General features: G+C 35.8%; 25 protein-coding genes. 9 read left to right on the top strand and 16 right to left on the bottom strand.

Features of this window, described 5'->3' with window-relative positions; genetic code table 11:
* Positions 1–391: 391 nt before the first annotated feature.
* Genes WBG45_RS03520 through WBG45_RS03510 form a run of 3 tightly spaced genes read right to left on the bottom strand, consistent with a single transcriptional unit; the run spans position 392 to position 4,046 of the window.
* Complete coding sequence (locus tag WBG45_RS03520; protein WP_424412407.1) at positions 392–1,507, bottom strand: virulence factor; 1,116 nt, start codon at positions 1,505–1,507, stop codon at positions 392–394.
* 29 nt (positions 1,508–1,536) lie between these two features.
* Positions 1,537–3,414 (bottom strand): ABC-F family ATP-binding cassette domain-containing protein, encoded by a 1,878-nt coding sequence (locus tag WBG45_RS03515; RefSeq protein WP_424412406.1) that lies wholly within the window; start codon positions 3,412–3,414, stop codon positions 1,537–1,539.
* Positions 3,411–4,046: an HD domain-containing protein gene (locus WBG45_RS03510; protein WP_424412458.1), complete on the bottom strand. Its 636-nt coding sequence runs from the start codon at positions 4,044–4,046 to the stop codon at positions 3,411–3,413. The genes WBG45_RS03515 and WBG45_RS03510 overlap by 4 nt, the downstream gene beginning before the upstream one ends.
* Before the next feature lie 205 nt (positions 4,047–4,251).
* Between WBG45_RS03510 and WBG45_RS03505 the strand changes: the two genes are divergently transcribed.
* Entirely contained in the window at positions 4,252–4,458 is a 207-nt protein-coding gene (locus WBG45_RS03505) for a cold shock domain-containing protein (protein ID WP_024534770.1), read from the top strand.
* A 45-nt stretch (positions 4,459–4,503) separates the two neighbouring features.
* On the opposite strand, the gene WBG45_RS03500 is transcribed toward WBG45_RS03505, so the two are convergent.
* Positions 4,504–4,695 carry a zinc-finger domain-containing protein gene (locus WBG45_RS03500; protein WP_424412405.1) on the bottom strand — a complete coding sequence of 64 codons (192 nt, stop codon included), beginning with the start codon at positions 4,693–4,695 and terminating at the stop codon, positions 4,504–4,506.
* Positions 4,696–4,891: 196 nt separating this feature from the next.
* On the opposite strand from WBG45_RS03500, the gene WBG45_RS03495 reads away from it, so the two are divergent.
* Positions 4,892–5,575, top strand: coding sequence for a queuosine precursor transporter (locus WBG45_RS03495; protein WP_424412404.1), 684 nt, complete (start codon positions 4,892–4,894; stop codon positions 5,573–5,575).
* 12 nt (positions 5,576–5,587) lie between these two features.
* Positions 5,588–5,983, top strand: a complete 396-nt coding sequence (locus WBG45_RS03490; protein ID WP_424412403.1) for a ribonuclease HI family protein — start codon at positions 5,588–5,590, stop codon at positions 5,981–5,983.
* A gap of 83 nt (positions 5,984–6,066) precedes the next feature.
* Here the strand turns inward: WBG45_RS03490 and WBG45_RS03485 are convergent, their stop codons facing one another.
* The 4 genes from WBG45_RS03485 to WBG45_RS03470 all read right to left on the bottom strand — a co-directional run bounded on the left by WBG45_RS03485 (position 6,067) and on the right by WBG45_RS03470 (position 10,564).
* Positions 6,067–6,267 (bottom strand): cold-shock protein, encoded by a 201-nt coding sequence (locus WBG45_RS03485; RefSeq protein ID WP_016427350.1) that lies wholly within the window; start codon positions 6,265–6,267, stop codon positions 6,067–6,069.
* Positions 6,268–6,458: 191 nt separating this feature from the next.
* Positions 6,459–7,289: a type II pantothenate kinase gene (gene coaW / locus WBG45_RS03480; protein WP_424412402.1), complete on the bottom strand. Its 831-nt coding sequence runs from the start codon at positions 7,287–7,289 to the stop codon at positions 6,459–6,461.
* A gap of 120 nt (positions 7,290–7,409) precedes the next feature.
* Positions 7,410–8,333, bottom strand: coding sequence for a hypothetical protein (locus tag WBG45_RS03475; protein ID WP_424412401.1), 924 nt, complete (start codon positions 8,331–8,333; stop codon positions 7,410–7,412).
* 65 nt (positions 8,334–8,398) lie between these two features.
* Positions 8,399–10,564, bottom strand: a complete 2,166-nt coding sequence (locus WBG45_RS03470) for an ATP-dependent helicase (protein ID WP_424412400.1) — start codon at positions 10,562–10,564, stop codon at positions 8,399–8,401.
* A gap of 268 nt (positions 10,565–10,832) precedes the next feature.
* Here WBG45_RS03470 and WBG45_RS03465 point away from each other — a divergent pair, with 268 nt between their 5' ends.
* Positions 10,833–11,732: a diacylglycerol/lipid kinase family protein gene (locus WBG45_RS03465; protein ID WP_424412399.1), complete on the top strand. Its 900-nt coding sequence runs from the start codon at positions 10,833–10,835 to the stop codon at positions 11,730–11,732.
* Positions 11,733–11,797: 65 nt separating this feature from the next.
* Here the strand turns inward: WBG45_RS03465 and WBG45_RS03460 are convergent, their stop codons facing one another.
* Positions 11,798–13,243 carry a DEAD/DEAH box helicase gene (locus WBG45_RS03460; RefSeq protein WP_424412398.1) on the bottom strand — a complete coding sequence of 482 codons (1,446 nt, stop codon included), beginning with the start codon at positions 13,241–13,243 and terminating at the stop codon, positions 11,798–11,800.
* A gap of 214 nt (positions 13,244–13,457) precedes the next feature.
* Between WBG45_RS03460 and WBG45_RS03455 the strand changes: the two genes are divergently transcribed.
* Positions 13,458–13,682 (top strand): DUF2187 family protein, encoded by a 225-nt coding sequence (locus WBG45_RS03455; RefSeq protein ID WP_024534779.1) that lies wholly within the window; start codon positions 13,458–13,460, stop codon positions 13,680–13,682.
* A 364-nt stretch (positions 13,683–14,046) separates the two neighbouring features.
* On the opposite strand, the gene WBG45_RS03450 is transcribed toward WBG45_RS03455, so the two are convergent.
* Positions 14,047–14,859: a sulfurtransferase gene (locus tag WBG45_RS03450; RefSeq protein ID WP_424412397.1), complete on the bottom strand. Its 813-nt coding sequence runs from the start codon at positions 14,857–14,859 to the stop codon at positions 14,047–14,049.
* Between the two features lie 4 nt (positions 14,860–14,863).
* Complete coding sequence (locus WBG45_RS03445; RefSeq protein ID WP_424412396.1) at positions 14,864–18,478, bottom strand: dynamin family protein; 3,615 nt, start codon at positions 18,476–18,478, stop codon at positions 14,864–14,866.
* Positions 18,479–18,915: 437 nt separating this feature from the next.
* Here WBG45_RS03445 and WBG45_RS03440 point away from each other — a divergent pair, with 437 nt between their 5' ends.
* Positions 18,916–19,164, top strand: coding sequence for a hypothetical protein (locus WBG45_RS03440; RefSeq protein ID WP_424412395.1), 249 nt, complete (start codon positions 18,916–18,918; stop codon positions 19,162–19,164).
* 207 nt (positions 19,165–19,371) lie between these two features.
* On the opposite strand, the gene WBG45_RS03435 is transcribed toward WBG45_RS03440, so the two are convergent.
* Positions 19,372–19,932: a maltose acetyltransferase domain-containing protein gene (locus WBG45_RS03435; protein WP_424412394.1), complete on the bottom strand. Its 561-nt coding sequence runs from the start codon at positions 19,930–19,932 to the stop codon at positions 19,372–19,374.
* 255 nt (positions 19,933–20,187) lie between these two features.
* Between WBG45_RS03435 and WBG45_RS03430 the strand changes: the two genes are divergently transcribed.
* Complete coding sequence (locus WBG45_RS03430; RefSeq protein WP_424412393.1) at positions 20,188–20,751, top strand: MEDS domain-containing protein; 564 nt, start codon at positions 20,188–20,190, stop codon at positions 20,749–20,751.
* 250 nt (positions 20,752–21,001) lie between these two features.
* Here the strand turns inward: WBG45_RS03430 and WBG45_RS03425 are convergent, their stop codons facing one another.
* Complete coding sequence (locus WBG45_RS03425; protein WP_424412392.1) at positions 21,002–21,391, bottom strand: cytochrome-c oxidase; 390 nt, start codon at positions 21,389–21,391, stop codon at positions 21,002–21,004.
* A 261-nt stretch (positions 21,392–21,652) separates the two neighbouring features.
* Here WBG45_RS03425 and WBG45_RS03420 point away from each other — a divergent pair, with 261 nt between their 5' ends.
* Entirely contained in the window at positions 21,653–22,513 is an 861-nt protein-coding gene (locus WBG45_RS03420; RefSeq protein ID WP_424412391.1) for a transporter substrate-binding domain-containing protein, read from the top strand.
* 17 nt (positions 22,514–22,530) lie between these two features.
* Positions 22,531–23,208 carry an amino acid ABC transporter permease gene (locus WBG45_RS03415; protein WP_424412390.1) on the top strand — a complete coding sequence of 226 codons (678 nt, stop codon included), beginning with the start codon at positions 22,531–22,533 and terminating at the stop codon, positions 23,206–23,208.
* A 374-nt stretch (positions 23,209–23,582) separates the two neighbouring features.
* On the opposite strand, the gene WBG45_RS03410 is transcribed toward WBG45_RS03415, so the two are convergent.
* The 3 genes from WBG45_RS03410 to WBG45_RS03400 all read right to left on the bottom strand — a co-directional run bounded on the left by WBG45_RS03410 (position 23,583) and on the right by WBG45_RS03400 (position 25,752).
* Entirely contained in the window at positions 23,583–24,146 is a 564-nt protein-coding gene (locus tag WBG45_RS03410) for a sterol desaturase family protein (RefSeq protein WP_424412457.1), read from the bottom strand.
* 153 nt (positions 24,147–24,299) lie between these two features.
* Entirely contained in the window at positions 24,300–25,022 is a 723-nt protein-coding gene (locus tag WBG45_RS03405) for an amino acid ABC transporter ATP-binding protein (protein WP_424412389.1), read from the bottom strand.
* 19 nt (positions 25,023–25,041) lie between these two features.
* Positions 25,042–25,752 carry an amino acid ABC transporter permease gene (locus WBG45_RS03400; protein ID WP_424412388.1) on the bottom strand — a complete coding sequence of 237 codons (711 nt, stop codon included), beginning with the start codon at positions 25,750–25,752 and terminating at the stop codon, positions 25,042–25,044.
* Positions 25,753–25,769: the final 17 nt, after the last annotated feature.

Raw genomic sequence — 25,769 nt, 5'->3', positions numbered from 1 at the left:
AAAGAAACCTGAGATATGATTGTTTATACGGCAACGCAGCGAAAACAAAACCATTCATTAATTCCTTTGATAGAAACATAGGGAGCCTTACGCTAAATCTGTATAGGTTCTTTATTAGTGTTGATGAGTGTTTCAATAAGTTAACTTTGTGGTGAGACGGGTTTGAGCGATAAAACCTTCGAAATGATCGATAAATCTCCAGATTGAGCGATAACCCCCGCAATTCGAGTGATAAATTTTTCACAATCGAAATGGCACTCCAAAAGACGTCTCATTAACCAAGCTGACTAGCTATGATACTAACCCCACTCAACCTTATAAAATCAACACTTTACATTAAATATAAAAAGGTAGTGAAAGTGACCGCATCACTTTTCACTACCTTTTTCAATTAATTTCTTGATTCGGTCATTTGTTTCCAGACTGAACCTTTTGCTTCTTCGCCTTGCTCGATTCGAGCGATGGCCATGTTGACTTGTAATTTCACTTCGAATTCTGTATCTTCTTTTGCTTGGTGAAGAGCAGGAAGGGATTTTTCGGTACCAGTTTCATAGAGGAACATTGCTGCTCTCCAACGGACCAGTTTGTTTTTATCACCTAAAGCTGTCTGCATAGCAATTTCGAATTGCGCGAAACCAAGATCACTCATACAATCTCCAGCCGTACGTCTTACCGAAGGGCTCTTGTCTTGCAATGCTTTTTCCATATAAGGAATGACGCTTTCATCAATAATCATTCCTAGATATACAGTAGCAAGACGACGAATTGACATTTGTTCATCTTCCAAAGCTTGTACAAGTAGCGGATAGTCCTCTATAGACGGATCTGCTAATTGATCGAGTAATTGAAATCGCTCTTGCCACGTATCTAATTGGAAATCTTCTATGGTCACTTTTCGCCCTCTTGCAATACTTTCATTTTTAGGACTTTTTGCTTCTTCAATTAATCGTTGGAGTCGTGAATCTGGGTAAGTCGCTTCTATTTCTTCTCTGATTTGTTCGGCAATGTCTTTTTTATCACCATAACGCACACCAAAATCTGCCCATTTGCGTTGCAAGATGTAATTTTCATCTTGTTCTTTCATACTTGCATTCATCGCTTCAACAAAGCGAGGAGATAATGCAATACGTTCTTCAGAAGTTTGATCGAATACTTTGACTTGAAGTGGAATACCTTTTATTTGTTGGACATGAACATTTACTTCACCGAAATGTTCATTTACTTGATCCTCACTGTCGACTGTCTGATTATTCTCTCCGAAGACATTTCGCACTTCAGCTAAAATTTGTTCCCAATCATTTTTTGCAAGTCGTTCTATCGCTAAAAAATCTGCCACGTGGTAAATTCCTTTGACACCTGCAATGTTTAATATAGAAAGAATCTCTTTTGGAGCATCTAAACTATCTTCTTTTTTATAATTAAAACTTTTCCCAAAAGGAAGTTCATGATCTACAATAACTTTCATTGTATTCGGACTTGGTGTTGGTTCAATTGTAAGTATTTTCACGCAAAATCCCTCCTACCCATATTGTATCATTAGCCCATAATTTCTTGTAGATATGTCCATCGCTCAATTAATTGAGTGTATTGATCATTTAAATCTTCTAAGTTGCTTGTTGCTTTTTGAAGTTTTTCGAAATCCGCACCGGCAGATTCAACCTCTTTTTCTGCCACGATGATAGCACTTTCTACTTTTTCGATGTCAGCTTCAATCGTTTCCCACTCTTTTTGTTCTTTAAACGATAATTTTTTCTTCGGTTCTTTCGTCTTAACTGGTTCTGGTTGTTCTACTATGACAACTGGTTCAGCTTTGATTTCTGGTGCTTGCTCGAGGAAGTCAGAATAAATCTCTTGCACTTCTCTTGTGTTACCTTTTCCATCAAGTACCCATAATTTTTTCGCAATACGATCCAGGAAGAAGCGATCATGAGAAATCGTAATAACAACACCAGGGAATTGTTCGATGAAATCTTCTAGAACTGATAATGTTTGAATGTCCAAATCATTTGTTGGCTCATCCAGTAATAAGACGTTTGGTGATTCCATTAATAATTTCAATAAATGAAGTCTCTTACGTTCCCCACCTGACAATTTACCAATTGGAGTTCCATGACCATTAAGCGGGAATAAAAAGCGTTCTAGCATTTGTGCAGCTGATTGTCTAATACCGTCTGCACCTTCAATATCGTTCGAAGATTCTCTGACATATTCAATCATGCGTGTATTTGGATTCATTGGTGGTATGGTTTGCTCAAAATGAGCGATTTTAACAGTTTGGCCAACAGTCAATTCACCACTATCAGGCATAATTTTCTCAGCTAACATATTAATAAGCGTACTTTTACCAGCTCCATTTGGTCCTACAATACCGATACGATCACCTGGTTGAAGTAAAAACGAGAAGTCTTTAATGATTTGTTTCTTTTCATACGCTTTTGATAAATCAATTCCTTCAAGCACTTTTTTACCTAGACGAGTTGTAGCAAGTTTCATGTCTAGAGATGTATTGTCATTGTTGCGTACCATTTGTTCGTCCAATTTGTCAAAACGTTGAATACGTGCTTTTTGTTTAGTGGTTCTTGCTTTGGCACCACGACGAATCCATTTTAACTCTGCACGGAAACGGTTTTGTAGTTTTGACTGGGAAGACGCCGCCATATCTTCACGAATTGCTCTTGCTTCTAAATAATCTCCATAATTCCCTCGATGTGTGTACATGGTTTGGTCAGCAATTTCATAGATATGTGTAGATACACCATCTAAGAAGTAGCGATCATGAGTTACGAAAATAATCGCACTTGATAGTCGTGCTAAACTTTCTTGTAACCATTTTGATGATTGAACATCTAAATGGTTAGTAGGCTCATCCAGTAATATTAAATCTGCTGGTTCTACTAACACTTTTGCTAATGCAACACGTTTAAGTTGTCCTCCAGAAAGTTCGTTTACTTTACGATCGAACATATCTATTCCGAGATTTTGCAAAGCAGTCTTAGCCATCGCATTAATATCCCAAGCATTATTTAAATCCATTTGAGATTGGATTTCCATATACGCATCCTGGTATTCAACAGAAGAGGAATCTTCATTTAATTTATCTAATGCTTCCTCATACTTTCTGTTGGTAACTAAGGCAGGCGAGTCCCCACTAAATACAGCTTGAAGAACGGTTAAATCGTCATCAAACTGAGGATCTTGCTCTAAAAAAGCAATTCGGTATTGATTTGGATGATCCATAGTTAAACTATCCGCTTCAATTTGTTTTGAAATGATTGAAAGGAAAGTCGATTTTCCTGTTCCGTTTACACCAATCAAACCTGCACGTTCTCCAGCGTAAATGGTAAAATCGATGTTTTCAAATAATGTTTTTTCTCCAACCGTCTTTGTTAAATTTGAAACTATTAAATGGCTCATAATTTTTCACTCGTTTCTATTTTAAGTTGGTCAATAAATGCCAACATAAATTCATGTCTTTGTAGAGCTATTTTTTTTCCTGCTTCAGTTAACATTAAATCTTTCAATAGTAATAACTTTTCATAAAAATGTGTCACCGATGAAGTTTCTTTTGTTCGGTATTCTTGTTCAGTCATGTTTACTCTAGCGGATTCGGACCAATCATATAGTTTTCTTCCCTTTGCTCCACCAAAAGCAAATGTACGAGCGATTCCAACTGCACCAATAGCATCCAATCGATCTGCATCTCGAACAATTTTCGCTTCGATTGTCAGTGCTTCTTTTTCGTGACCACCACTAAATGAAACTGAATCAATTATATCAACAATCCATTTGCGATCAGTTAGCGATAGCTGCAGTTGATCTAATATTGCTGTCTCTTTTGCTTTGCCTTCATTACCACTATATTTCACATCACTGACATCATGAAGTAATACTGCAAGTTCTATGATATCTTGACGTACTAATCCTTCTTCTTTACTAATCAACAATGCATTATGTCTGACACGTTCAATATGTTGAAAGTCATGACTAGCATCAAAATTATTATAAATGTCTTTTACTAAGTGTTCACATTTTTCAATAGCATCCATATGGATTTCACTTCCTAACCGAGCAACTAAATTTACTAATTGTATCATTGCATAGATTAAGGTCTATTCGCAACAGAACGATTCGACAATTCGTTGACTATGTTCGACAAATCATGTATAGTATAGCCATCCATTCACAGAATATTTTGTGTGTTGCGGATTGAAAAATTGACATTTCACTCTACCCCTATGAGGAGGAACGTTCATGCATCATGGCAAAGTAAAATGGTTTAACACCGAAAAAGGATATGGATTTATCGATTATAATGATGGTGACGATGTGTTCGTCCATTTTACTGGAATCCAAGCTGAAGGATTCAGAACGTTAGAGGAAGGTCAAAACGTGTCCTTTGAAATTATTGAAGGAACGCGTGGTCCACAAGCTGCAAACGTGTTAATAATTGAGTCATAAGATGACCCACCAGTCTTTCGATTGGTGGGTTTTTAAATGTTTATGTTATTTCGTTTTGACTTTGTTCAACTCTTGACCTAAGAATTGCAACTGATCACCAACCGTGCAACTATTAATACAAAAACGATGTGCCAATGATTTGCCACCGTTTATTTTTAACTCTCTTTTAATGAAGCAACCATCGCAATAAGTCTCAAGCAAATCATCGATTTCATTGATAACTGTAAGTTTATTCAATTGCTTCATCCTTTCATTATAGACTTACTTACGCCCATTGGTATATTTAATATTGAAAGCCTCAAAAAACATAACTTTATCTTACACCCGCGTTGCTTTTACTTGCAACTGCCATTATAATTGTCAAGTTAGAAAACAACATTGTTTATTTGCGGTTCGCTAGCTCCCGCGTTATCAAAACTACAGGAGGAATTACATGTTTAATGAAGTGCTCGGATTAGGATTTGCAATTTTGAACATGATATTCGTATTAATCATGTACAAATTTTTTGGAAGAACAGGATTATTTGTGTGGGTTGGATTTGCAACCGTATTAGCAAATATTCAAGTAGTCAAACTCATTGAGATTTTTGGTTTGACCGCTACACTTGGAAACGCTGTATACGGAAGCATTTTCTTGGTTACCGATATTTTAAATGAAAAGTACGGAAAAAAAGAAGCTAAAAAAGCTGTGTGGTTAGGTTTCTCGTCTTTAATAATGATGATGATTATCATGCAAGTTGTTCTACTGTTTGAAGCAGCTCCTGATGATTTTGCACAACAATCGTTAGCGACAATTTTCGGATTAATTCCACGAATCGCGCTTGGTAGCATGATTGCATATATCATTAGTCAATATACAGATGTACTAATATTTAGTTTCTTACGAAAATTATTCCCATCTGACGGTGCGTTTTGGATTCGTAATAATGGGTCAACGATGCTAAGTCAGTTACTTGATACGCTCATTTTCACATCTATTGCATTTATAGGTGTGTACCCAGTAGATATTTGGATTAGTATATTTATTTCTACTTATGTCTTGAAATTCCTTGTGTCAATTGTTGGTACTCCATTTGGATATATGGCAAAACGTATCACACCAATGGATGAAAAATAAGGAGTTGAATGTATGCTTGAAGTGTATATTGATGGAGCAAGTGCTGGAAATCCTGGACCTAGTGGTGTAGGGATATTCATTAAAGGTGAGGGTCATCAGCTAAGGTTTTCAAAGTATGTAGGTACTTACGATAATCATACGACTGAATTTATTGCATTATTACGCGGTCTTGAGGAAGCGCAAAAACTGTCTAAAGAGTTTATTTCTGTGAGATCGGATTCACAGGTCGTGGTTACGGCAGTTGAAAAACGTTTTGTTAAGAGTCCAGTATATAAAGAATGGCTAGATCAAGCTTTAGAGATTGCCGATACGTTTGATTTCTTCTTTATTAAATGGATTCCTTCTAAATCCAATCTGACTGCTGATCAATTAGCGCGTCAAGCCATCATTAGAAAAAAGGATTCATGAGCACATTGCTCGTGAGTCCTTTTTTGCTTACAAAAAAAAACAGACTCTCCGAGGAGAGTCTGTTTATAGGTTAGTTTTTAAAATTAAGCTTTGTTTACGTTAGTAGCTTGAAGACCGCGTTGGCCTTGCTCAATTTCAAAAGTAACTTCTTGACCTTCGTCAAGAGATTTGAAACCTTCGCTTTGAATAGCGCTGAAATGTACGAATACATCGTCTCCGCCGTCACGTTCGATAAATCCAAAACCTTTTTCTGAGTTAAACCATTTCACTTTACCTTGTTCCATATGTGTATATCCTCCTCGTGTACAATTGTACACATTGTGTTACTATCCTTGCTCAAATCGTGGAGATAAAATCTCTTACAAGTCTTACTCATATCCGAACAAAAATAATCCTCTATTAATGTAACATGGATTTCCGTTAATTGCAAATGAAAAGTTGGTGAATTTTTAGAAAAATGGAATTTGATAATGAATTATTTTCCATCAATTTTGCTTAAAAGAGCGCCAATTGCACCGCTGTAGCCATTATCCCTGAGAAATACTGGAGTTCGATTTTTACGCTTCGTGTAATTTCCAATGATTTTTTGAAGCGGTTCATTGTGGGCTAAAGTCGAGCCTATATAAACAATATGTTCTACCTCTTCAGCAAAAGCACATTGTATACTTAGCGTGGAAATAACTTCTCCAACTAAACCTTGAACCGTTGCTAAAACATCTTCTTTCGATCGTTCCAATAATGGTCTCAGTCCTGCATCCCCAAAATTACTTGCAGTTAACCCTCCATCTATCGGAGTTTTATTGCCAAAATAAATATCACTTACCAGCATATCCACTTCAGATCGGCTGCCAGCAGCAGAAAACTTAACAATTTCATCGAATTGATGGATTCCCGTCATGAGTGCTGACATTCCAAGTAAAGTGCCTCCTCCGATACCGGTACCAGCAATTCGTTCATGTTCTGACCCTTTTAGCGAATGAATGGATGTACCTGTCCCAATATTCGTAATCACTGCTTCAGTAAATTGATGGTTATCTTTTTTTAATTGGTAGTTTACCCCTGCAATTGTTGCATCAAATTCAACTAAGTAATGAAGATTTTCATGAGAACGCAAAAATGTTTTTAACTGTTCTGCACGGCCACCTGTTAAGCCGATTTGAATATCTTCTTTATATGAGGTAATCCATTCACTCACTATATGAAGATCTGAGGATGGAAAATGCAATAAATTTAGTTGATGATTTTGATCAAAGAAAGCCACTTTAGTTAAAGTGCCGCCTACATCTATTCCTATTGCTTGTACCATGTATATTCTCCTTTGAACACATGAAAAGCATCGCTATTAAGCGACGCTAAAATTTTTATGCGTAATTATATTCAGTTTAGAGAATATAACAAGTTTTAACAACACCTTATTTTGTTAACCTTATTTACGATACACTTTCACAGAGTGCTTACCCCACTCTTCTTCTAGTTCTCTCATATGAACAGTTTTCCACGGATTGAAGAATGTTTGACCATTTTTATTAAAGAAATAATGTTTATCAATATGAAAACTCGCATGCACAATTCGGTCTTGTTTGTCTCTCCAAACTAAAATGTCATGGGGAAACATAGCATCTTCTGAAAGAGGCGATTCTTTATACCCCAGTTGCTTAAGCCCATTCATAAACGTTGTTGGATGAACCCATTCTTTAATAATCCAATCCAGTAACGTACCTGAAGAAATTGAAGCTGCAACAAATAAGGTTGAAGATAAACAGTTGGGACCGTGTTCATTTGGATACGTATTAACATATGTACTTGTCATACTTTCCGTAGGAACATAAGGATCAAAAATTCCAGGCGAATCATAGTCATACGCAATTCGATTTAATAAATCTGACTTCAACGATTTTGGGAGTTGATTCCAAACTTCTTTTTGAATAGCTATATATTGTTGATTATCAGAGACAAATTCATATGGTGCAAGCAAAGATTTGGCTGGTTCTCTAAGGATTCCATCGAAATAGCGGCTTTCAAAAATTAGACCCCTACCTACTTCTTGTTGAATGGTTAACACCGCTTTTTTTACTGATTCTTTCAAAGAAGGAAATACACGATGAGGTAATACCACAACTGTTGTAATATCCTCTGTTAACGTCCAATAGGTATAGCTACTCGCATATGAAATAGCCGCATAAGTAGGATGATTCGAAAATTCTTCCTTCGAGAATAATAAACAATTATTTCCAAATTCTTTTAATAAGTGATGATCTTGTTCACGTAGGAAAAATATATCTTTTTCAGGAATAAATGATTCTTCCCATTTTTGGAGTTTACCTTGACTTAAGTTAATTCTTTTGCTCATTTATTTCACCAACCTCTTTAGATTCCTACCAATACTACCAATAGTTCATGACGTTCGTGTAACAATCACTTAACAATCGGCTGCTTCACTGAAAGTTGAATATTTTTAGCTAATAAGCCTTTATCAATAATCATTTGAATGGAAAGTTCTTTTTGAATGTCTTCAAATTGAAGGATGACACGATCACTTTTAAAACGAACGATATGCCCTTCACCAAACTTTGTATGAATAATCGCTAAACCAGCAATAAGTTCACTCACTTCATATATGGTATTTGGATTCGCATGCTCTTTTTGATAAATGGCTAATTCTTGTTGTTTTTTATTTTTCAACAGAATACTTCTCACTTCACTTACAAATCGGGATTCAGTTTTTTCTTTGCCATCTTTTTCGACATAAGTTAACAATTCCAGATGATGTCTAGCTCTTGTCATGCCTACGTAAAATAATCGCCTTGCTTCTTCAAGCTTTTCTGCATCACGAGAATCTTCGTCAGAAGGTATAGTTCCATTATGACAATCAATCATATATACATGATCAAACTCTAAACCCTTCGCACTGTGGAACGTAGAGAGTGTCACAGCTTGTGGATCTTTAATTTTTTTGGCTTTTTGTGTGAGCGTATCTAATTCTTTTAATCGTTTTGCAAATGCTTCCATAGTAGTATAAGGCTCAGCAATTTGTTCGAGTGTGTTCAAGATGTCCAACAATACTTCGATTCGGAATCCGAATTTTTCTGCTCGTTTTTGTAACACTTGTTCAAATCCAAGTTGTTCCCTTATTAGTTTAATGACTGTCTTAGGTCGTGATTCTTTCATTTGTTTATATACTTTTGAATAGGACAGCAATGATTGGACTTGATAATCCTTTAATTGGACATGTCTAGAGAGTAGTTGAAAGACATCCCCTTCTTCTACGATTCGTTCAAATTTCCGAATTTGATCATTTGATAAATACAGATTGAATTTGCGTGCAATCTTCAAGAAAATATCTTTCCGTTCTAAATTAAAACTTAGCCGCATGAAATTCAAGATATCTTCAACTACCCAGTGTGTAAAGAATCGTTGATCGACATCCTTCATGTAAAATGGAATACCCCTGCGTTCAAGTTCACTGATATAGAGAATGGCACTTGCATTATTGCGAAATAAAATTGCCGCACTTCCTGTGTCTTTAAGATCTAGAAGGCCATAGATGACATACCTCATTTGAGCTTGGTCATCATGTAATTGTTTTAATTCAATATCTTTACTCGACCTATTTTCTGTAAACATTTCTTTTTTATAACGTTTTGAATTTCGCTTAATTAATTCATTTGCAACCTTAACTATATTGGGTGACGAACGATAATTTTGTTCCATCTTCAATATTTTTGCATGCGGATACGTTTCTTTAAAATCGAGCAAATATGATGGGTCTGCAGCTCTCCATGAATAAATCGTTTGATCATCATCCGCAACCACACATAAATTTTGGTGAGATGACACCAGTTGTTCGACAATAGCATGTTGAAGTCGCGATGTATCTTGGCTCTCATCCGTTAACACATAGTCATACAAACTAGTAAAAGCAGCATGAATGGCTTTATCGGTCGATAGAGCTTCATATGCTAGTACAAGCAAATCGTCAAAGTCAAGCCATAAATGAGAAGGATTTTGCGATTTTACGGCTTCATACTGGATGGCAATTTTGACAGCTTCCTTATTTGGTAAGGTTTCTTGACCCCATTCCGACTGGGGAACCATATAGTTTTTGATAAAACTAATGAAGTGCATCATCTCTTGCAATTGATCATCAGAGCAATCTTCTTTCAAAGCTTGTTTATATAGATCTTTTAAAATTTGCGATTTCATTGGGATATTCGAATTTGGTGTTCCTTCAATCATAGTGAAAGCAATACCTTGACTCTTCAAGTAGCGGGATGCGATTGAAAACGCTAGACTATGAATCGTCGAAAAATCAACTTGTCCTAATGATGGAAAGAATTGTTCGTAACGTGCTTTCATATCATTCGCCGAAGCACGGCTAAATGTAATTGCTTTTATTCGTTTAGGTGGTACCCCTATTTCTTCTATTAAATAGCCAATCCTCATAATTAGTGTGGTCGTTTTTCCAGAGCCAGGACAGGCTAATAATAGCAGTGGTCCCTCCGTTTGGAGAACCGCTTTTTGTTGTACTTTATTCAAACGAACATTATGTTGATTCGCCTGTCTTTCAAAAAAATCGGTCATCTTAAAACTCCTTTTCAACAAAAAAATCGCTATCTTATTAAAGACACCGATTTAAAACATACTTATGAGTATAACAGAGGCTTTTTTGTGATGCTATTTGTCCGATTACTAATTTTTCGTATTCGACTTGATGGTTTGTAAGTTTACCATTGACAAAGTAATTCATAAAGCGGAATTATTGCAGGCTAACCGTTATTAATCCTCTGTCTATTCTTTTCTATGCTATAGTGAAATTAAGAGATTTAAATCAAAATAAGAAGGTGAAAATGTGCCAAGATTCAAACATGGCGTCCTGTTATTTAATGGACAAGCCGGTCAAGCAACTGCAGAACAGACATTAGCTTTAGTTGTTCCTGTAATAGCAACGCATTGTCATCAATTAACGATTGTTCAAACGTTCTCGGCCGAAGAATTTAAAGAAGCGTGTGTTAAGGCTTCATATGCGGATGTCTTATTTTTAATGGGTGGCGACGGCACGTTGCATACTGCAGTCCAAGTATTAGAAAATGTAGATAAATTCCCAATTATAGGTTTACTTCCTGGTGGTACTTGTAATGATTTCGCTAGAACATTAGGCATCCCGCTTTCATTGAAAGAAGCAGCTGATCAAATTGCCAATGGTATCGTTAAGGAAATAGATATTGCACAAATTAACGAAAGTTTATTTATGAACTTTGCTGGCATAGGCTTAATAACAGAGGCTTCCGAAAATATTAATCCTGATTTAAAAGGGAAATACGGGAAGTTAAGCTATTTTATGAGTGCTTTCCAGACATTTAAACAAAGCGAACCATTTCCGATTTATCTTGAAATTGATGGTATAACCTATAATGAACAAGCGGTTATGATACTTGTTATGAATGGGAAATCAATTGGTACGCATCGCTTCCCTCTCGATAATATCGATCCGAGTGATGGAGTTTTGGATGTTTTATTAATCCAATCTTCCACGATGTTAGCCATTCGTGAATGGTTTTCATTAGCTCAACCAGATGTTGTTCCTGATGACTTGATGAATGTAACTCATTACACGGGAAAACATATTATTATTCGCACAGATGAACCGAAAAATGTAGATACTGATGGAGAAATCTATTTACAAACTCCCATTGAAATAAAGATAAAACCACAAACCGTTCAATTTTTAGTCCCTTTAGAAAATGACTAAAAACGCAGTTGCTTTAATAGCGACTGCGTTTTTATCTGAGATAATCTTTAGTTTACATAATAATATTATTTGTTTGCAATGTGAACTTTAAGTAATTTCCCTTTAATGGTTGTGTCTCTCATTTGTTTTAGCACGATTGCACCTTTACCATTTAAAATTTCCACGTAAGATACATTGTCTTGAATCTTAATAATTCCAATATCTTGAGCAGTTACTCCACTTAATTTAGCAATGGTTCCCACAAAATCCACAGCACGGATTTTCTTCTTCTTACCACCGTTAAAGTATAATTTCGTGATGTTTTCGTTTAATTGCTCATTTTTATCAACTTTAATTTCAGGTTGTACTGTCATTTTTTCTTTAAATGCAGCTTTAGCTAGCACTACATCTTGTTTTGATGGAGCATCTTTTTGGTCAATATTAAACCCAATATATTTTTCAACAGCAGCAAGGAATTTGTCTTCATAAGGAGTTACAAGAGTAATCGCTTTCCCTAATTCTCCTGCTCTTCCTGTTCGACCTGTACGGTGAACATAACTTTCTTTTTCAAGCGGCATATCATAATTGATTACATGAGAAATACGGTCAATATCAATTCCTCGAGCAGCAACATCTGTAGCAACTAAATAACGGAAATCACCGCGTTTAAAATCATTCATCACGTTAAATCGCTCGTCTTGTTCCATTCCTCCGTGGATTTTGTCCACTGTATAGCCTTCGTCATCTAATAAGTCGACCAGTTTGTCGACATTATCTTTCGTCCGGCAAAAAATGATACAACTATCTGGATTTTCAACGATCGTAATGTCTTTTAGTAATGCATATTTCTCTGCTTCTTTCACAACATATACGGAGTGTTCAATCTGTTGATTTACGCTCTCCGTTTTTTCGATTTCGATGTCCAAAGGATTATCCATATACTTATGACAAAGCTTTTCTACATCTTTTGGAAGTGTCGCAGAAAACAGCATCGTTAAACGCTTTTTAGGTAAATGGCTAATAATAGACTCAACTAGTTCGATAAAGCCCATGCTCAACATTTCATCTGCTTCATCAATTACTAAAATTTCAACTTTACTTAAATCTAGTGTGCTTCGCTCTATATGGTCCATTACACGTCCGGGGGTGCCAACAACAACATGTGATTTTTGTTTTAACTCTGAACTTTGAAACGCGAATGGTTGTTTTCCGTAAATAGCAGTTGCCTTAATTCGTTTAAAACGGCCAAAACTCATGATGTCTTGCGATACTTGCATCGCTAATTCTCGAGTTGGTGTTAATACCAAAGCTTGTGGTTTGTTTTCATCCCAGTCAACAAGTTCGCAAATCGGAATACCAAATGCAGCTGTTTTACCGCTCCCTGTTTGAGACTTAACAGAAATATCTCTTTTCGTTAGGGCTATTGGAATAACTTTCTCTTGAACTTCTGTAGCTGAAATAAATCCTAATCCTTTTAATGCGCGAAGAATGTCGTATGAGATGCCGAAATCTTTAAAATTTGTGTTTGTCATTATGCTCTCCCTTTATATAAGAGTTTTTTCCACTCTTTATTGTTTCCTAAGTATACCAAGTAATCGGGTGTGATAGATTAAAACAGAAAACTATGTTATAATAAAAAAATAATAACTTCATAATACGACAAATTTTTCAAGAGAATTTAGAGTGTTCCTTTTTGAGCATTACGCATTTTAATTGAAAAAAGTAGTATAGAAATGGGGAATTCAATTGACGTTTCAAAAACACGAAAAAATAGTGTCAGAATTTGTACAAGCTCGCAGAATTAGAGAAAAAATCTCATTTGTCCGTCGTGATGTAGAAGTTGAAGGTACGATTTTCAAAATACTTGAAAATTCTTGTATTGTTGAAATTTCTCAAGAAGATGCCAAAAAAATTGGTGCCGCTTCAAACTTAACAGTAGTATCACATAAAAATTATAAAGTATTCACATAAGCAAACAAAAAACGAAGAGATTTTTTCTCTTCGTTTTTTGTTTGTTCATTTTAAAGGGGGCTGTCTAATAATTCTCTAATACAAAATAAGTGGAGAAAAATGAGTTTTTATCTGTACCTATATTACAACATTGTACCAATTTTAATTGTCTGTTTTGCATATGACGAATTTATGGTTGATTGAAGTGAAAGGCGGCGACTCCAGCGGGAATAGCATGAGCAGAAGACCCCGCAGGCGAGCTGGCTCGTCGAGTAGGCTGAGGCCATGACAGCGGAAAGCGACCGCCTGTAACAGAAATCTAGCGCTATTAAATATAAAAAAGAACTGATGTCATATTTTGCGATTTCAAGGACAGCTAGGCTTTTTAACTTTTTTCAACTGGATATTGAGTAATCCAATCACTGTAACTCCCTACATATAACTTTACTTTCGGGAATCCCGCTTCTTTTAACATTGCATATAAAGGGGCAGCAGTTACCCCGCTACCACAATAAACCGTTATTTCTTCATTTTTATCGACTACTGCTTCAATTTCAGGTAATACTTCAAGAACTTCCTTAAATCGATTCTCTACTTTTAGAAACTCCCAGTCCAAGTTACGTGCTGAAGGTATATGTCCTGCCACAGAGTCTATAGGCTCATGCTCACCTTTAAATCTTGGTGCTGAACGCGCATCTAAAAGGACACCTGGTTTACCTTCTGAAACGTTTTTCACTTGTTGGCGTGTTGAGAAAATGTCTTCGTTCCACTGAAGAGTTAAAGAAGTCTTTGTATAGCTAGGTGCATCAGTCGTCACTTCTATACCCAACTCTACTAATTCCTCATAGCCTTCACGAACCAATGTGACATGTGGAAATCCAGCATAGCAAAACAGCCAATACGCACGAGCAGCAAAAGGCATGCCGCCTTGATCGTAAATTGTAATATGATCACCATACTCGAATCCATGAGATTCAAAAAGTTCCTGCATAGTTTCTTTGTCTGGAAGTGGATGACGTCCTGTCGTTTTTGTCATATCAGATAAATCTTTTTCAAGATCTAAATAAACGGCATCTTTTACATGGCCTTGATTATACAACTTCCTACCCGCCAGTCTATCTTGTAATGAAAATCGTGTATCTACCCATCGAATAGGTGAATTTACTAATTCCTTAGCTGATTTCCAAACTGTTCCCACCACGTCACTCTCCCTTTTTCAATTTCTCGTAAACAACTTTCCACTCTTCTAATCGACTACTTTCTTGCATGGCCATACGTTCAGAATCAATTTGGCGTACTGAATCTAGAAGTATATGTTGTCGTAATCCTTCAGCTTCTAAATCAATCACATGTGTTGCCCATTCTCGTAAGCGGGTATTTTGTTGTGATAAATAGTTTTCAGCTTCAGGTTTAGTTGCAGTCTGCAAAGCATCCCGAAGTTTTTCTTTTTCGTTCTTTTCAAAGAAAGATTTATTATTTTTGTAATAAGACTTCACATGCACATACGGTGCAGAGTTTGTTAATGGCCCTTCAAATTCAAGTAATTTTGATTCTGCCACTTCGTAAGGAACAAACGAGAAACTACTATTCATTTCTTTTAACACATGGATGTCATCTTTTTGTCGATGTTGCAATGCTTTACTAATCCATTGATTCAAACGGAAATTCGTTACGCGCATTTCTTGTTCAAAATCAAAACTTAACATGGCCAGTGTTTCTTTTAATGCATAGTCAAGTGCTTCTTGAGAAGATTTATTTGCAAATACTGACGGGTTATATGACTCTTTAAAGAAATCCGGATATCTATAATAGACGCGTTGCAAAACATAATACAACAGTTCGTCTAATTCTTGGAAAGCATTTTTAGTTACAACTCCTGCTGCTGAGGTTGCAAATCGTTGACGTACTTTTTGTTCAAGTTGACGAAGTTCTTGTAAACGTTCTTCTTTACGTAATAAATTCGATTCAGTTTGCTTAATTAATCCTGATAAGCGTTCGATCGTTTTATCCGTTTCTTCAGCTAAAGCCAAAACAGCCATTGCTTTTAAATCTGCAGATAAGAAATGTTGAAAAGATTCTTCAAAAACAGGCATTCCTGAATCTAAGTGTATGGAATCTTCTTTTTCTTGTAACGCTTGTAAACTTGAAACACCATAGACTCGAGGAAATCGAATACCGAATCTTTGCAGTTCGGTCGTCACATAGTTCTTAACATCTTCCGCTTCTTCATCGTTTGCAGCAAGATCTATGGCATTAACGATAAAGAACATTTTATCTAGTTCAAAAGCATCTTTCACGCGGCCAAGTTGGATTAAGAATTCACGGTCCGCTCGCGCAAATGCATGATTGTAATACGTAATAAAGAGAATCGCATCTGCATTTCGAATGTAATCAAATGCTACACCCGTATGTCGTGCATTAATCGAATCCGCGCCTGGCGTATCAACTAACGTCACGCCCATTCTAGTTAATTCGCAATCATAATAAAAATCAATGGTGTCCACAAAACAACTTTTGTTTTCTTGAGCCACAAATTCTTCAAAGTCGCTACGTCCGACTCGCAGAGTGGTACCTAATTGATTTTTGAATGTTGGATAACCTTCTTTAAATGCACGAATAAAAGCTTTGTGTACTTGTAAGCCCTCATTTTGTAACGTCTTACTTTCTACGTCTGAAGCTTTTGCATATGCTTCATCTAGTGAAGCCACCGTTAATCCAATTGCTTCAAATGAAAAGGAAACATCTGAAAAGAATTGATCATGTGTTTTTAATTTAACATCAGCCGTCTCATGAGGATGATCTTCTGTTATGGGACGGATCTTGTTGATCGCAGCCGTCGTTGGATTCGGTGAAACTGGTAACACATTCGCACCCATTAAGGCATTTGAGAATGATGATTTTCCAGCACTAAATGCTCCAAACAAAGCAATAGTGAAATCTTGTTTTTCTAAACGTTCCGATTTAGATTGAAGGTAACGTGAGACTTCAGAAAACCCTTGAATTTGTTCGATTTGATTCGCAATAAATTTTGCTCGGGAGATTGTTTCTTGTAAAGCAACCCCTTCAGTTTCAGGGCTGTCGTTTTGTATTTCAACCTTTCTTTCTTCACTGGTATTCACTTTAATCATCGAAGAATCAAAAGGAATCATTTGTTGCTCTTCCAAAACTTGATTTTCAGCCCATTTATTCACTAAGTCGGTTGAATCTCTTATGACGTTTTTCGAAGGCATTGACCATTCTTTTGTAAAACCGTCTATTTGTTTAGATAACTGCTCAAGCGTCTCAATTGCTAATACTTTTTCTTGGTACACCCTGGATTTCGAATCGGCTTGTCCAGATTCATCCTCCGGTAAATCATCAATCGCTTTTGCTTGCTCATTTTTCCAGCCATCTGTTTGTTGAATAAACCATTTTTTCGTTGCATCTGCTACGCGGTTTGCAAAGTTTAATACCGAGTCAGCTGTAACCAGTGATCCTTTTTGTAATTGGTCCTCAATTACTTGTAATGGTGGATGAAATTCGATTGTATCAATCGTTAGCGATTGTTCATCACTTAGTAATCCAACATCTTTTATCGACTGCTTCATTAATGAACGCATATGCCCAGCGATTTGAGATTGAATAACGACATCATATTCTTTTTCAACTTGTTGTCCACGAGCAATTCTTTCTTCTTCTGTTTTCTTCCCACTAAAAAATAACCCGACTTTAAAGTTCTCTTGTTTCGCTTCAAGATACGATTTCAATTTATCCCGAAGTTCATAAGGCATCATGTTCGCATTATCGAGTAGATTTTTACGATTGACTTCAAACGAATCGATCCATGTTTTTGAAGTCAGCAAAGTGAATTGTTTTTGATACAATTCAGCTGTTTTACGCACGTCTTCTTTTGTCGACCACTCTTCATCTGATAATACATTTGAGAAAGTTTCTTTACACTCTTCTTTTTCGTCTTGCAAATATTCAAGATGTTCATCATGTAATTTCTGTAACGTGTTATTTGATGATGTCACCAATTGTTCCTGCCAGTTTGTCATGCTATACATCACAATTAGTTTAACTTCTTCAAAATCATTGTACGAATGATCTGTTTCTTTTAATGAAGTGAAAAAGATTTGTTTTGGTACAACACCCCATGCTTTAAAGGAAGAGTGGACTGAGTCTTTAAATTGCTCAAACGTCAATTCATTTTCACGATGTTTATCGATTTGGTTTACGATTAAATACACATTGTCGTTGTATTTCATTAGTTGCTTGGTAAAGCTAAAGTTCAATTCAGATTGAACATGGTTGTAGTCCATCATATAAAAAACGATATCCGCTAAATGCAAAGATGATTCAGTCGACATTCGGTGGGCATCGTCCGTAGAGTCAACACCCGGAGTATCCATAACAGTGATTCCTTCTGGTAAAACAGAAGATTCATGTCCGATTTCTATTTGCGAAACCACTTCCCCATCCTTACAAAATTCTTTCACTGCTTCGAAATCATAATCTCCAGTGAATTTAACAGGTTGTTGGTTTTGCATGTAAACAATAGCAAAATCAGTTGTTGCTTTATGTATTTTGACGATATTCGCACTCGTTGGAATTGGGCTAGAAGGAAGAAGTTGTTCTCCCGTTAACGCATTAATCATCGATGATTTACCAGCGGAAAAATGTCCCGCAAAACCGATAGTAAACTCCCGGTTCATTAATTTCCGAGCAAATAATTCGGTTTTATTTAATCGCTCCACATCGTTCGTTCGTTTAAATAATGTGTAAGCTTGAGCTGTTTCTTTTAATAGTAGATTTATTTTGTCATCAAATGATTGCATACTTTACTTGAACTCCTTTGTTAAAAAGTATGTATATCATATCATGTTTGAAACTTCTGTATCATACCGGGATTTAACTTGTTAATAATTCAACAATTTAAAGAGCGCATGATTCAATTGACGCACAAAGATTCAATTAATTCTAAGTTTTGAACGTAAAGAAATAAAAACCAATAAAAAAGGCAAACAGGAATTGGTTAACTATTAATACGAATAAATTCAATGTCTATTAATCAAGCAATTTGGCAGTTTTCGTAATATCATTTTGGATTGCTCGATCATGTATTCTGCAATCCCAGTCATTTTCAAACCATCCATGCTGTGGTCATATACAGTCGGAGTGAATTCATAAATACTTACTTGTTTGATTTGTATTAAATTGGTAATATTGAATAAAAATAATTGTATAACCAAGATAATTTTTTAGGGGGCAGTCTATGTTCTGGTTACCGATTTTCTTATTGATTTTCTTTGCAATTATTATGACTTTAGCTGGAAAAGAAGGGTTAACTGGTATTAGTTTAATCGCGGTTATAACTTATACAATGATTGTTAAAATAGCTTTTTGGGAACATCCCCTCTTATGGATGCTCATTTTCTTTACCATCCAATTGTGGGCTATGTTCGTAGTTACTTTTGGCCAGCGTAACCGTTGGAGAAGGTTTGAAAACATGGATAGCGATTAATTAAAGAAGTTATTTTAAGAAAAAGAAGTTTCTACTAGTAATCTCACAATTAATTCAAATAATATGGTTTTTTTTTTTGAATAAAGAATAAACTTTAGAATCTGTGTTAGAAAACATTATCCTACTAACAATAAAACTGCCCATTAATAGGCAGTCATTCTTCAACTCAAGTCATTTAAGGTTTTTAAAAAACTTAGAGAGTTAAATCTACATATCAATGTGTTTAATTATCTTCGCAGGGTTTCCACCAACAACCACATTATCCGGTACATCCTTTACGACTACTGAACCAGAAGCGATCACAACGTTATTACCTATGTTTACTCCAGGGTTTATAACCGCCTTCCCGCCAATCCACACATTGTGTCCGATATTGACTGGTTTTCCATATTCTACACCCGATATTCGTTCAATAGGGTCTAACGGGTGAGTCGCTGTATAAATATGTACCCCCGGTGCAATAAAGCAGTTGTCACCTATTCGAATGTCACAAACATCTAAAAATACGCAATCAAAGTTGGCATAAAAATTCTCACCAACATGAATGTTGTACCTATAATCACAGCGAAATGTAGGTTCTATGTATAGGTTTTTTTTGGAGGAACCCAACAACTCTTTTACTAGTTTAGCTCTCTTGAAATCATCTGACTCAAGTGTTTCATTGTATAACCTCGTTAGTCTTCTAGCGTTTAATCTTTCTTTTAGCAACTCTGGGTCTGCAGGATTATAAAGTTCACCATTTAACATTTTCTCTTTTTCAGACTTCATTTTTAGCATCTCCTTTGTAAATTCAATAATGGTGCCAGTCTAATTTCGTTTCAATTCATGATAAGAAGAATAAAGCGAGATAATTACAGCAGAACCATATAAAAACCCATATGACTATACCTTCTTAGGCTGCAATGTTATTCTTGTAATAGAAAATTTCAAAATAATTTGGTTTTAGCTTTTCTTATTCATATATATATTTTAATACAATTAAAGACTTAGATAATAAATCTTTAAATTTCATAGAGGTGACTTATGGAAGCAACTTATAAATCAGAACTTGAGAAAATTAAGGAAGGTCATATTTTTTATGAATTCCAAGATGAAGAAGTTTACTTCAACAATTTGGTTACTTTTATACAATCTGGCATTGAAAATAAACAACAAGTATTAATTATTGAAAATATGAGAAATCTCCCTAAAGTACGTACTAGGATTAATCAACTTTTTAATGAAGAACAGCAAAAATCAATCCGCTTAGTTAACAACTTTGAATATTACCTATCCAATGGAGATTTTAATACCCAAACCATACTGAAGCATTTTCAACAAGATCTTTCACTTTTAATGAAGGTTAATTCATCCATTCGCACTTGGGCTCATGTGGAATGGGCTTCTTCTGAACCAGACGCTGAATTGCTAAAAGAATTTGAAGCTACAGCAGATTATTTTGTTTCAGAAGAAAAAATGCTTTCAATTTGTGCATATTCTTCTTCTCAGTTATCTTCAGATTTGATTACAGTTCTAGTAAAGACACACTCCTATGTGATGACTGATGATTCATTCTTAAATTCGTCGATTTATGGTAAAAAACATTAAGTTTCTAGAAGATATATTTATCAAAAACCAGGAGGTTCATAAAATTCCTGGTTTTTTATTATGTATATACCGTTATTTCACTCAGTTAAATTGCTAAACCTAATTTCATTTTAGTATTCTTTACTTATTCTATAGCGCCACTCGAATACCTTCTTCATACACTAGAACTTGCATGTAGACCAAATCAGGTTTCGAGACAAATAAAAACCCGTAACGGAAGGTCTCCGTTACGAGTAGTCATCAACAGAAATTATTCTTTCGGTGTAATCACTGGAACTCGTACATTCATCAAGACATTGTAAGCAAACAAAATGGTACTGATTACTACAAGTGTTGCACCAAGTGAAATAAATATCGTTGCTTGCTCAGATCCGCTAATAAGTAGGGTAGCTAATCCACCCATCATTAAAGGAAGACCAATATTTGTCCCCCAGAAATGCACCTTAGCAAGTGTGTGATTTCCAGCCTTAGGAAATATATAATAGATAATTCCTGCAAGTGCAAATGAAGCCCATCCTAATAAATTCATGTGAACGTGGACGCTAGTTAAAGCATAGTCATGTTCCATTGACATATACATTCCTAAAAGGACGCCAATGGCAAAATAAATTACTGAAACTTTAATGAATTTTATACCCACTCTTTTTCTCCTTCCTATATGAATATGTCCTTACATTATTATTCTATTTTTGAAAAGTAGATCGTATTCTGAAGACTCTTCGAATCGGATTCCCCATTTAGAAATAAAAATGTCATCCAACTTTGTGATTGAGCTCCTGGATACCTTTTATAACGAAATGTTCAGATTAAACGAAATAATTAATTACACTTTGAAAGGGTTGCTCAAATTCATAGTTAAATGGTATGTTTTTAAACGGATTCTAATTTAGGGAGGCTTATTATGAATACGTTTATGAAGAAACAACGTTTTGCACTATTCACAGGAATTATGTCTTTATTCCTTTTAACTGCCTGCAACAATGATGATAGCAGTAATACTTCAAATGAATCAGAAAAAACTGCAACAGCTTGGGACAAAATTCAAGAAGAAGAATCAATCACAGTTGCTACATCTGGGACACTTTTCCCAACTTCTTACCGTGATGAAAACTCAGATGAATTAACAGGCTTTGAAGTAGAAGTCGTTCGCGAAGTCGCAAAACGTCTAGAACTTGAAGTCGATTTTAAAGAGCTTGGTTTTGATGAAATGCTTACTAGTGTTAAAACAGGACAAGTTGATATGGCCGCAAATGACATTGAAATCAGTGAAGATCGTTTAGAGAACTTCATTTTCTCTACACCAATTAAACATTCTTATGGTACTGCAGTTGTACGAAAAGATGATTTATCAGGGATTAAAACGTTAGAAGACCTCAAAGACAAAAAAGCTGCTGGCGCTTCTACATCTGTTTATATGGAAATGGCACGTCAATATGGAGCTGAAGAAGTGACATATGACAATGCACCAAATGAAGTTTATTTACGTGATGTAGGCATTGGACGAACAGACGTAATATTAAATGACTATTACCTTCAAACACTTGCAGTAGCTGCATTTCCTGAATTGAATATTACGATTCATCCAGATATTAAATACAGTCCATCTAAAATTGGATTTGCAATAAACAAAGAAAACACAGAACTTGAAGATAATGTCAATAAAGTGATAGACGAAATGCTTGAAGACGGGACAATTGCTGAAATTTCAGGAAAGTTCTTTAATGGAGCAGACGTTACTCAAGTAGTAGACATTAAGGAATAAAATTTGGGGGAAATGCTTTGAATGAAATTGAATGGGGTCTATTATTTGATCCTCAACTCGCCATTGATTCTTTCCCCTTCGTTCTAAGTGGGATAGGATATACGCTATTAATTGCGCTTGTAAGTATGGTCGTTGGATTAATCATAGGATTTTTTCTTGCACTTGCACGAACATCTTCACTTTTGATTTTACAATGGCCAGCTCGAATGTATATTTCATTTATGAGAGGCGTTCCAATCTTAGTGATCTTATTTCTCTTGTATTTCGGTTTTCCAGTAATCGGAATCGAATTTTCTGCGGTGCAAGCTGCATTGATTGGATTCAGTTTAAATAGTGCTGCCTACATGGCTGAAATTCTTCGCTCTTCTCTGTCATCCGTTGATATTGGACAATGGGAATCTTCAAAAGCACTTGGACTTTCTTACTGGCAATCGATGAAGCGAATAATTCTTCCACAATCCGTAAGAATTGCGATTCCGCCGTTATCAAATGTCTTAATGGATTTAATTAAAGCATCATCCCTTGCGGCCATGATTACGGTGCCAGAAATTTTTCAAAAGGCACGTATTGTAGGTGCAAGAGAATATGATTTATTAACGTTATTAATTTTGGTGGCACTCATTTACTGGGCAATTTGTTCAGTAATGACGGTGTTGCAAAATTATTTAGAGAAACGATATGCGAAATATCTGTAAATGTTCTGTACGGTATTGAAATACCATAAACATAACAAGGTGGGACTGTTCCAAAAGTCATGAAATATGACTTTTTGGAACAGTCCCTTTATTATATTTAGTAGAGGTTGATTTCCGTTTCAGACGGACGCTTTCCGCGGGCATGGCCTCAGCCTCCTCGTCGAGCAAACTCGCCTGTGGGGTCTTTAGCTCATGCTATTCCCGCTGGAGTCGCCGCCTTCCACTCCAATCAATCATATGTTCATAATGAGCAAAACTGACATTTTTCTTAACTGGTTACCATGTTCAAATGTAAGTGCAGAAAAAATACTCACTTTTCTTCATTTTTATATTAGTGGCTTATTGAAAAGACCCTCCTTTCTTTGTAAATATAATTACGCTCTATTCTCCAAGTTCCTTGCTGTCTCACTTTTCTCCACTTGGTCTTGTTCCTTATAAGTCCCCATGGTTTTATCAAATGTAGCATGTGTTACTCCATACCAATAATTTTCATTTTTAAAATGATGCCACAAATGGGCTTTTTTAATGTCTTTCCCAATTTTCGTATAGGGTTGTAAAGGCTTATGTGCTACAAAGTGCTTCCACTCATAATACAAAAAATAACCGAATAATCCAAAAAGAAAAGCAAGTGTCGTTTGCAAATCAGAAGTAAGTACATAGAAAATAATTGCGGTAATAATAAAGCTTGGAAGACTGAACCACATAGGAAGAAACAGTAGATGCAAATCATTAGGCTTTTCATGATGATCAAAATGCAATCGTTTGATTGTCTTTAAAAGAAAAGGATTAGTCAGCGTTTTCATATGAAAGAGGAATCGATGCATGACATACTCACTGACTGCATAAAGCAACATACCAATTCCGATTGCTATCCATATATTGAGCTCTAATAGATGTGGAATTGTCGCAATGGAGAGTCCTAAGAAAATTACTCCCATAATCACAACATCTGGAAATGTGATAAATTCTTTCACATACTTATTCAACAATTGGACCCTTTCTTAATTAAGCAAAAAAACATCCTATTTCAGAGTATGTAATACACTAAAGTAGGATGCCTTCCACTAGATTGAAGTTTGTGTAGATATGATTTATAGAACTTTACTCAAAAATGCTTTAGTTCGCTCATGTTGTGGATTATTAAACACTTGATCAGGAGTTCCTTCTTCGACAAGAAGTCCCTGATCCATGAATAGTACCCGGTCTCCCATTTCTTTCGCGAAGCCCATTTCATGTGTTACGACCACCATGGTCATGCCTTCATACGCAAGTTGTTTCATTACATCCAACACTTCATTAACCATTTCTGGGTCAAGTGCAGAAGTTGGTTCATCAAATAGCATAATTCTTGGTTCCATTGCTAATGCTCTTGCAATGGCAACCCGTTGCATTTGTCCACCAGAAAGCTGTTCAGGATAAGAATTCGCTTTATCGCCAAGTCCCACTTTTTTCAGTAATTGATGAGCAAGAGCTTGAGCATCTTTTGGATTCATTTTCTTAATCTTTATCGGAGCAATCGTTATATTTTCCAATACTCGCATATGCGGAAACAGGTTAAATTGTTGGAAGACCATGCCTACTTCTTTTCGAATGGCATTGATATCCGTGTTCGCATCATTGACTTTGACGCCATCAATGAACACATCTCCAGCCGTTACATCTTCTAGCATATTGATGCATCGTAAAAATGTGCTTTTTCCTGAACCACTTGGACCAATCACGCAAATAATTTCTTTCTCTTTCACTTCATAATCGATGCCTTTCAGCACTTCTAATTCTCCAAACGATTTATGCAATCCTTTGATTTTAATCATCTGTCCACCGTCCTAACCATTAACGCCGAATTGAAAAAACACCTTTTTTCTGCTTAGGTACAAAACTATTACTGAAGCGATTTTCAACATACGTAATAATTTTCCCAAAGACAAACGTAAGTAGTAAGTATAATATTGCCACTGTGATATATGGTTCCCAGAAACGGGAATACGCACCGGCGACGACTTTGCCTGCATATAATAAATCGTTTGCTGCGATAACTGTTACTAAGGATGAATCTTTTAGCAATGCAATCAACTCATTGCCAAGTGGTGGAATCATTCGTCTTAATGCTTGAGGTAAAATAATATGTCTCATGGCCATATTGGGTGGCATCCCTAGTGATCTTGCCGCTTCCATTTGACCTTTTTCAATCGACTGAATACCTGCACGAATTATTTCAGCATTATAAGCAGCACTGTTTAATATGAGTGCCACACATCCGGAAACAAAATATCCCAAAGAATGACCAAAAATTGCTGGTATGATTGCTAAATGAATCAAGAGGATTTGCACAAGCAAAGGGGTTCCACGGAAGAAATCAACATAGTATTTACTCGGATAATATATCCACTTTTTCTTCGATAGCTTCCCCATACCTAAGAATAAACCCAATACAATGCCACCTAAATAACCGACAATTGTAAGTGAAAGAGTAATCCAAATTCCTCGAATAAATAATTCTCTATAGTTCCAAATTATATCCCATCTAATGTCCGGAAAATCCATGTCAATCACCTCCACTA

It is taken from the genome of Paenisporosarcina sp. (assembly GCF_049671445.1).
Lineage (GTDB): Bacteria > Bacillota > Bacilli > Bacillales_A > Planococcaceae > Paenisporosarcina.
Note: the sequence above shows the minus strand (reverse complement) of the source record. Positions and strands in the feature narration are given on the sequence as shown.

Coding starts and splice junctions, on each gene's coding strand:
- WBG45_RS03515 (WP_424412406.1), bottom strand. CDS start 3,414: ATGAGCCATTTAATAGTTTCAAATTTAACAAAGACGGTTGGAGAAAAA.
- WBG45_RS03510 (WP_424412458.1), bottom strand. CDS start 4,046: ATGGATGCTATTGAAAAATGTGAACACTTAGTAAAAGACATTTATAAT.
- WBG45_RS03505 (WP_024534770.1), top strand. CDS start 4,252: ATGCATCATGGCAAAGTAAAATGGTTTAACACCGAAAAAGGATATGGA.
- WBG45_RS03495 (WP_424412404.1), top strand. CDS start 4,892: ATGTTTAATGAAGTGCTCGGATTAGGATTTGCAATTTTGAACATGATA.
- WBG45_RS03490 (WP_424412403.1), top strand. CDS start 5,588: ATGCTTGAAGTGTATATTGATGGAGCAAGTGCTGGAAATCCTGGACCT.
- WBG45_RS03485 (WP_016427350.1), bottom strand. CDS start 6,267: ATGGAACAAGGTAAAGTGAAATGGTTTAACTCAGAAAAAGGTTTTGGA.
- coaW (WP_424412402.1), bottom strand. CDS start 7,289: ATGGTACAAGCAATAGGAATAGATGTAGGCGGCACTTTAACTAAAGTG.
- WBG45_RS03475 (WP_424412401.1), bottom strand. CDS start 8,333: ATGAGCAAAAGAATTAACTTAAGTCAAGGTAAACTCCAAAAATGGGAA.
- WBG45_RS03470 (WP_424412400.1), bottom strand. CDS start 10,564: ATGACCGATTTTTTTGAAAGACAGGCGAATCAACATAATGTTCGTTTG.
- WBG45_RS03460 (WP_424412398.1), bottom strand. CDS start 13,243: ATGACAAACACAAATTTTAAAGATTTCGGCATCTCATACGACATTCTT.
- WBG45_RS03445 (WP_424412396.1), bottom strand. CDS start 18,478: ATGCAATCATTTGATGACAAAATAAATCTACTATTAAAAGAAACAGCT.
- WBG45_RS03440 (WP_424412395.1), top strand. CDS start 18,916: ATGTTCTGGTTACCGATTTTCTTATTGATTTTCTTTGCAATTATTATG.
- WBG45_RS03435 (WP_424412394.1), bottom strand. CDS start 19,932: ATGAAGTCTGAAAAAGAGAAAATGTTAAATGGTGAACTTTATAATCCT.
- WBG45_RS03430 (WP_424412393.1), top strand. CDS start 20,188: ATGGAAGCAACTTATAAATCAGAACTTGAGAAAATTAAGGAAGGTCAT.
- WBG45_RS03420 (WP_424412391.1), top strand. CDS start 21,653: ATGAATACGTTTATGAAGAAACAACGTTTTGCACTATTCACAGGAATT.
- WBG45_RS03410 (WP_424412457.1), bottom strand. CDS start 24,146: ATGGGAGTAATTTTCTTAGGACTCTCCATTGCGACAATTCCACATCTA.
- WBG45_RS03405 (WP_424412389.1), bottom strand. CDS start 25,022: ATGATTAAAATCAAAGGATTGCATAAATCGTTTGGAGAATTAGAAGTG.
- WBG45_RS03400 (WP_424412388.1), bottom strand. CDS start 25,752: ATGGATTTTCCGGACATTAGATGGGATATAATTTGGAACTATAGAGAA.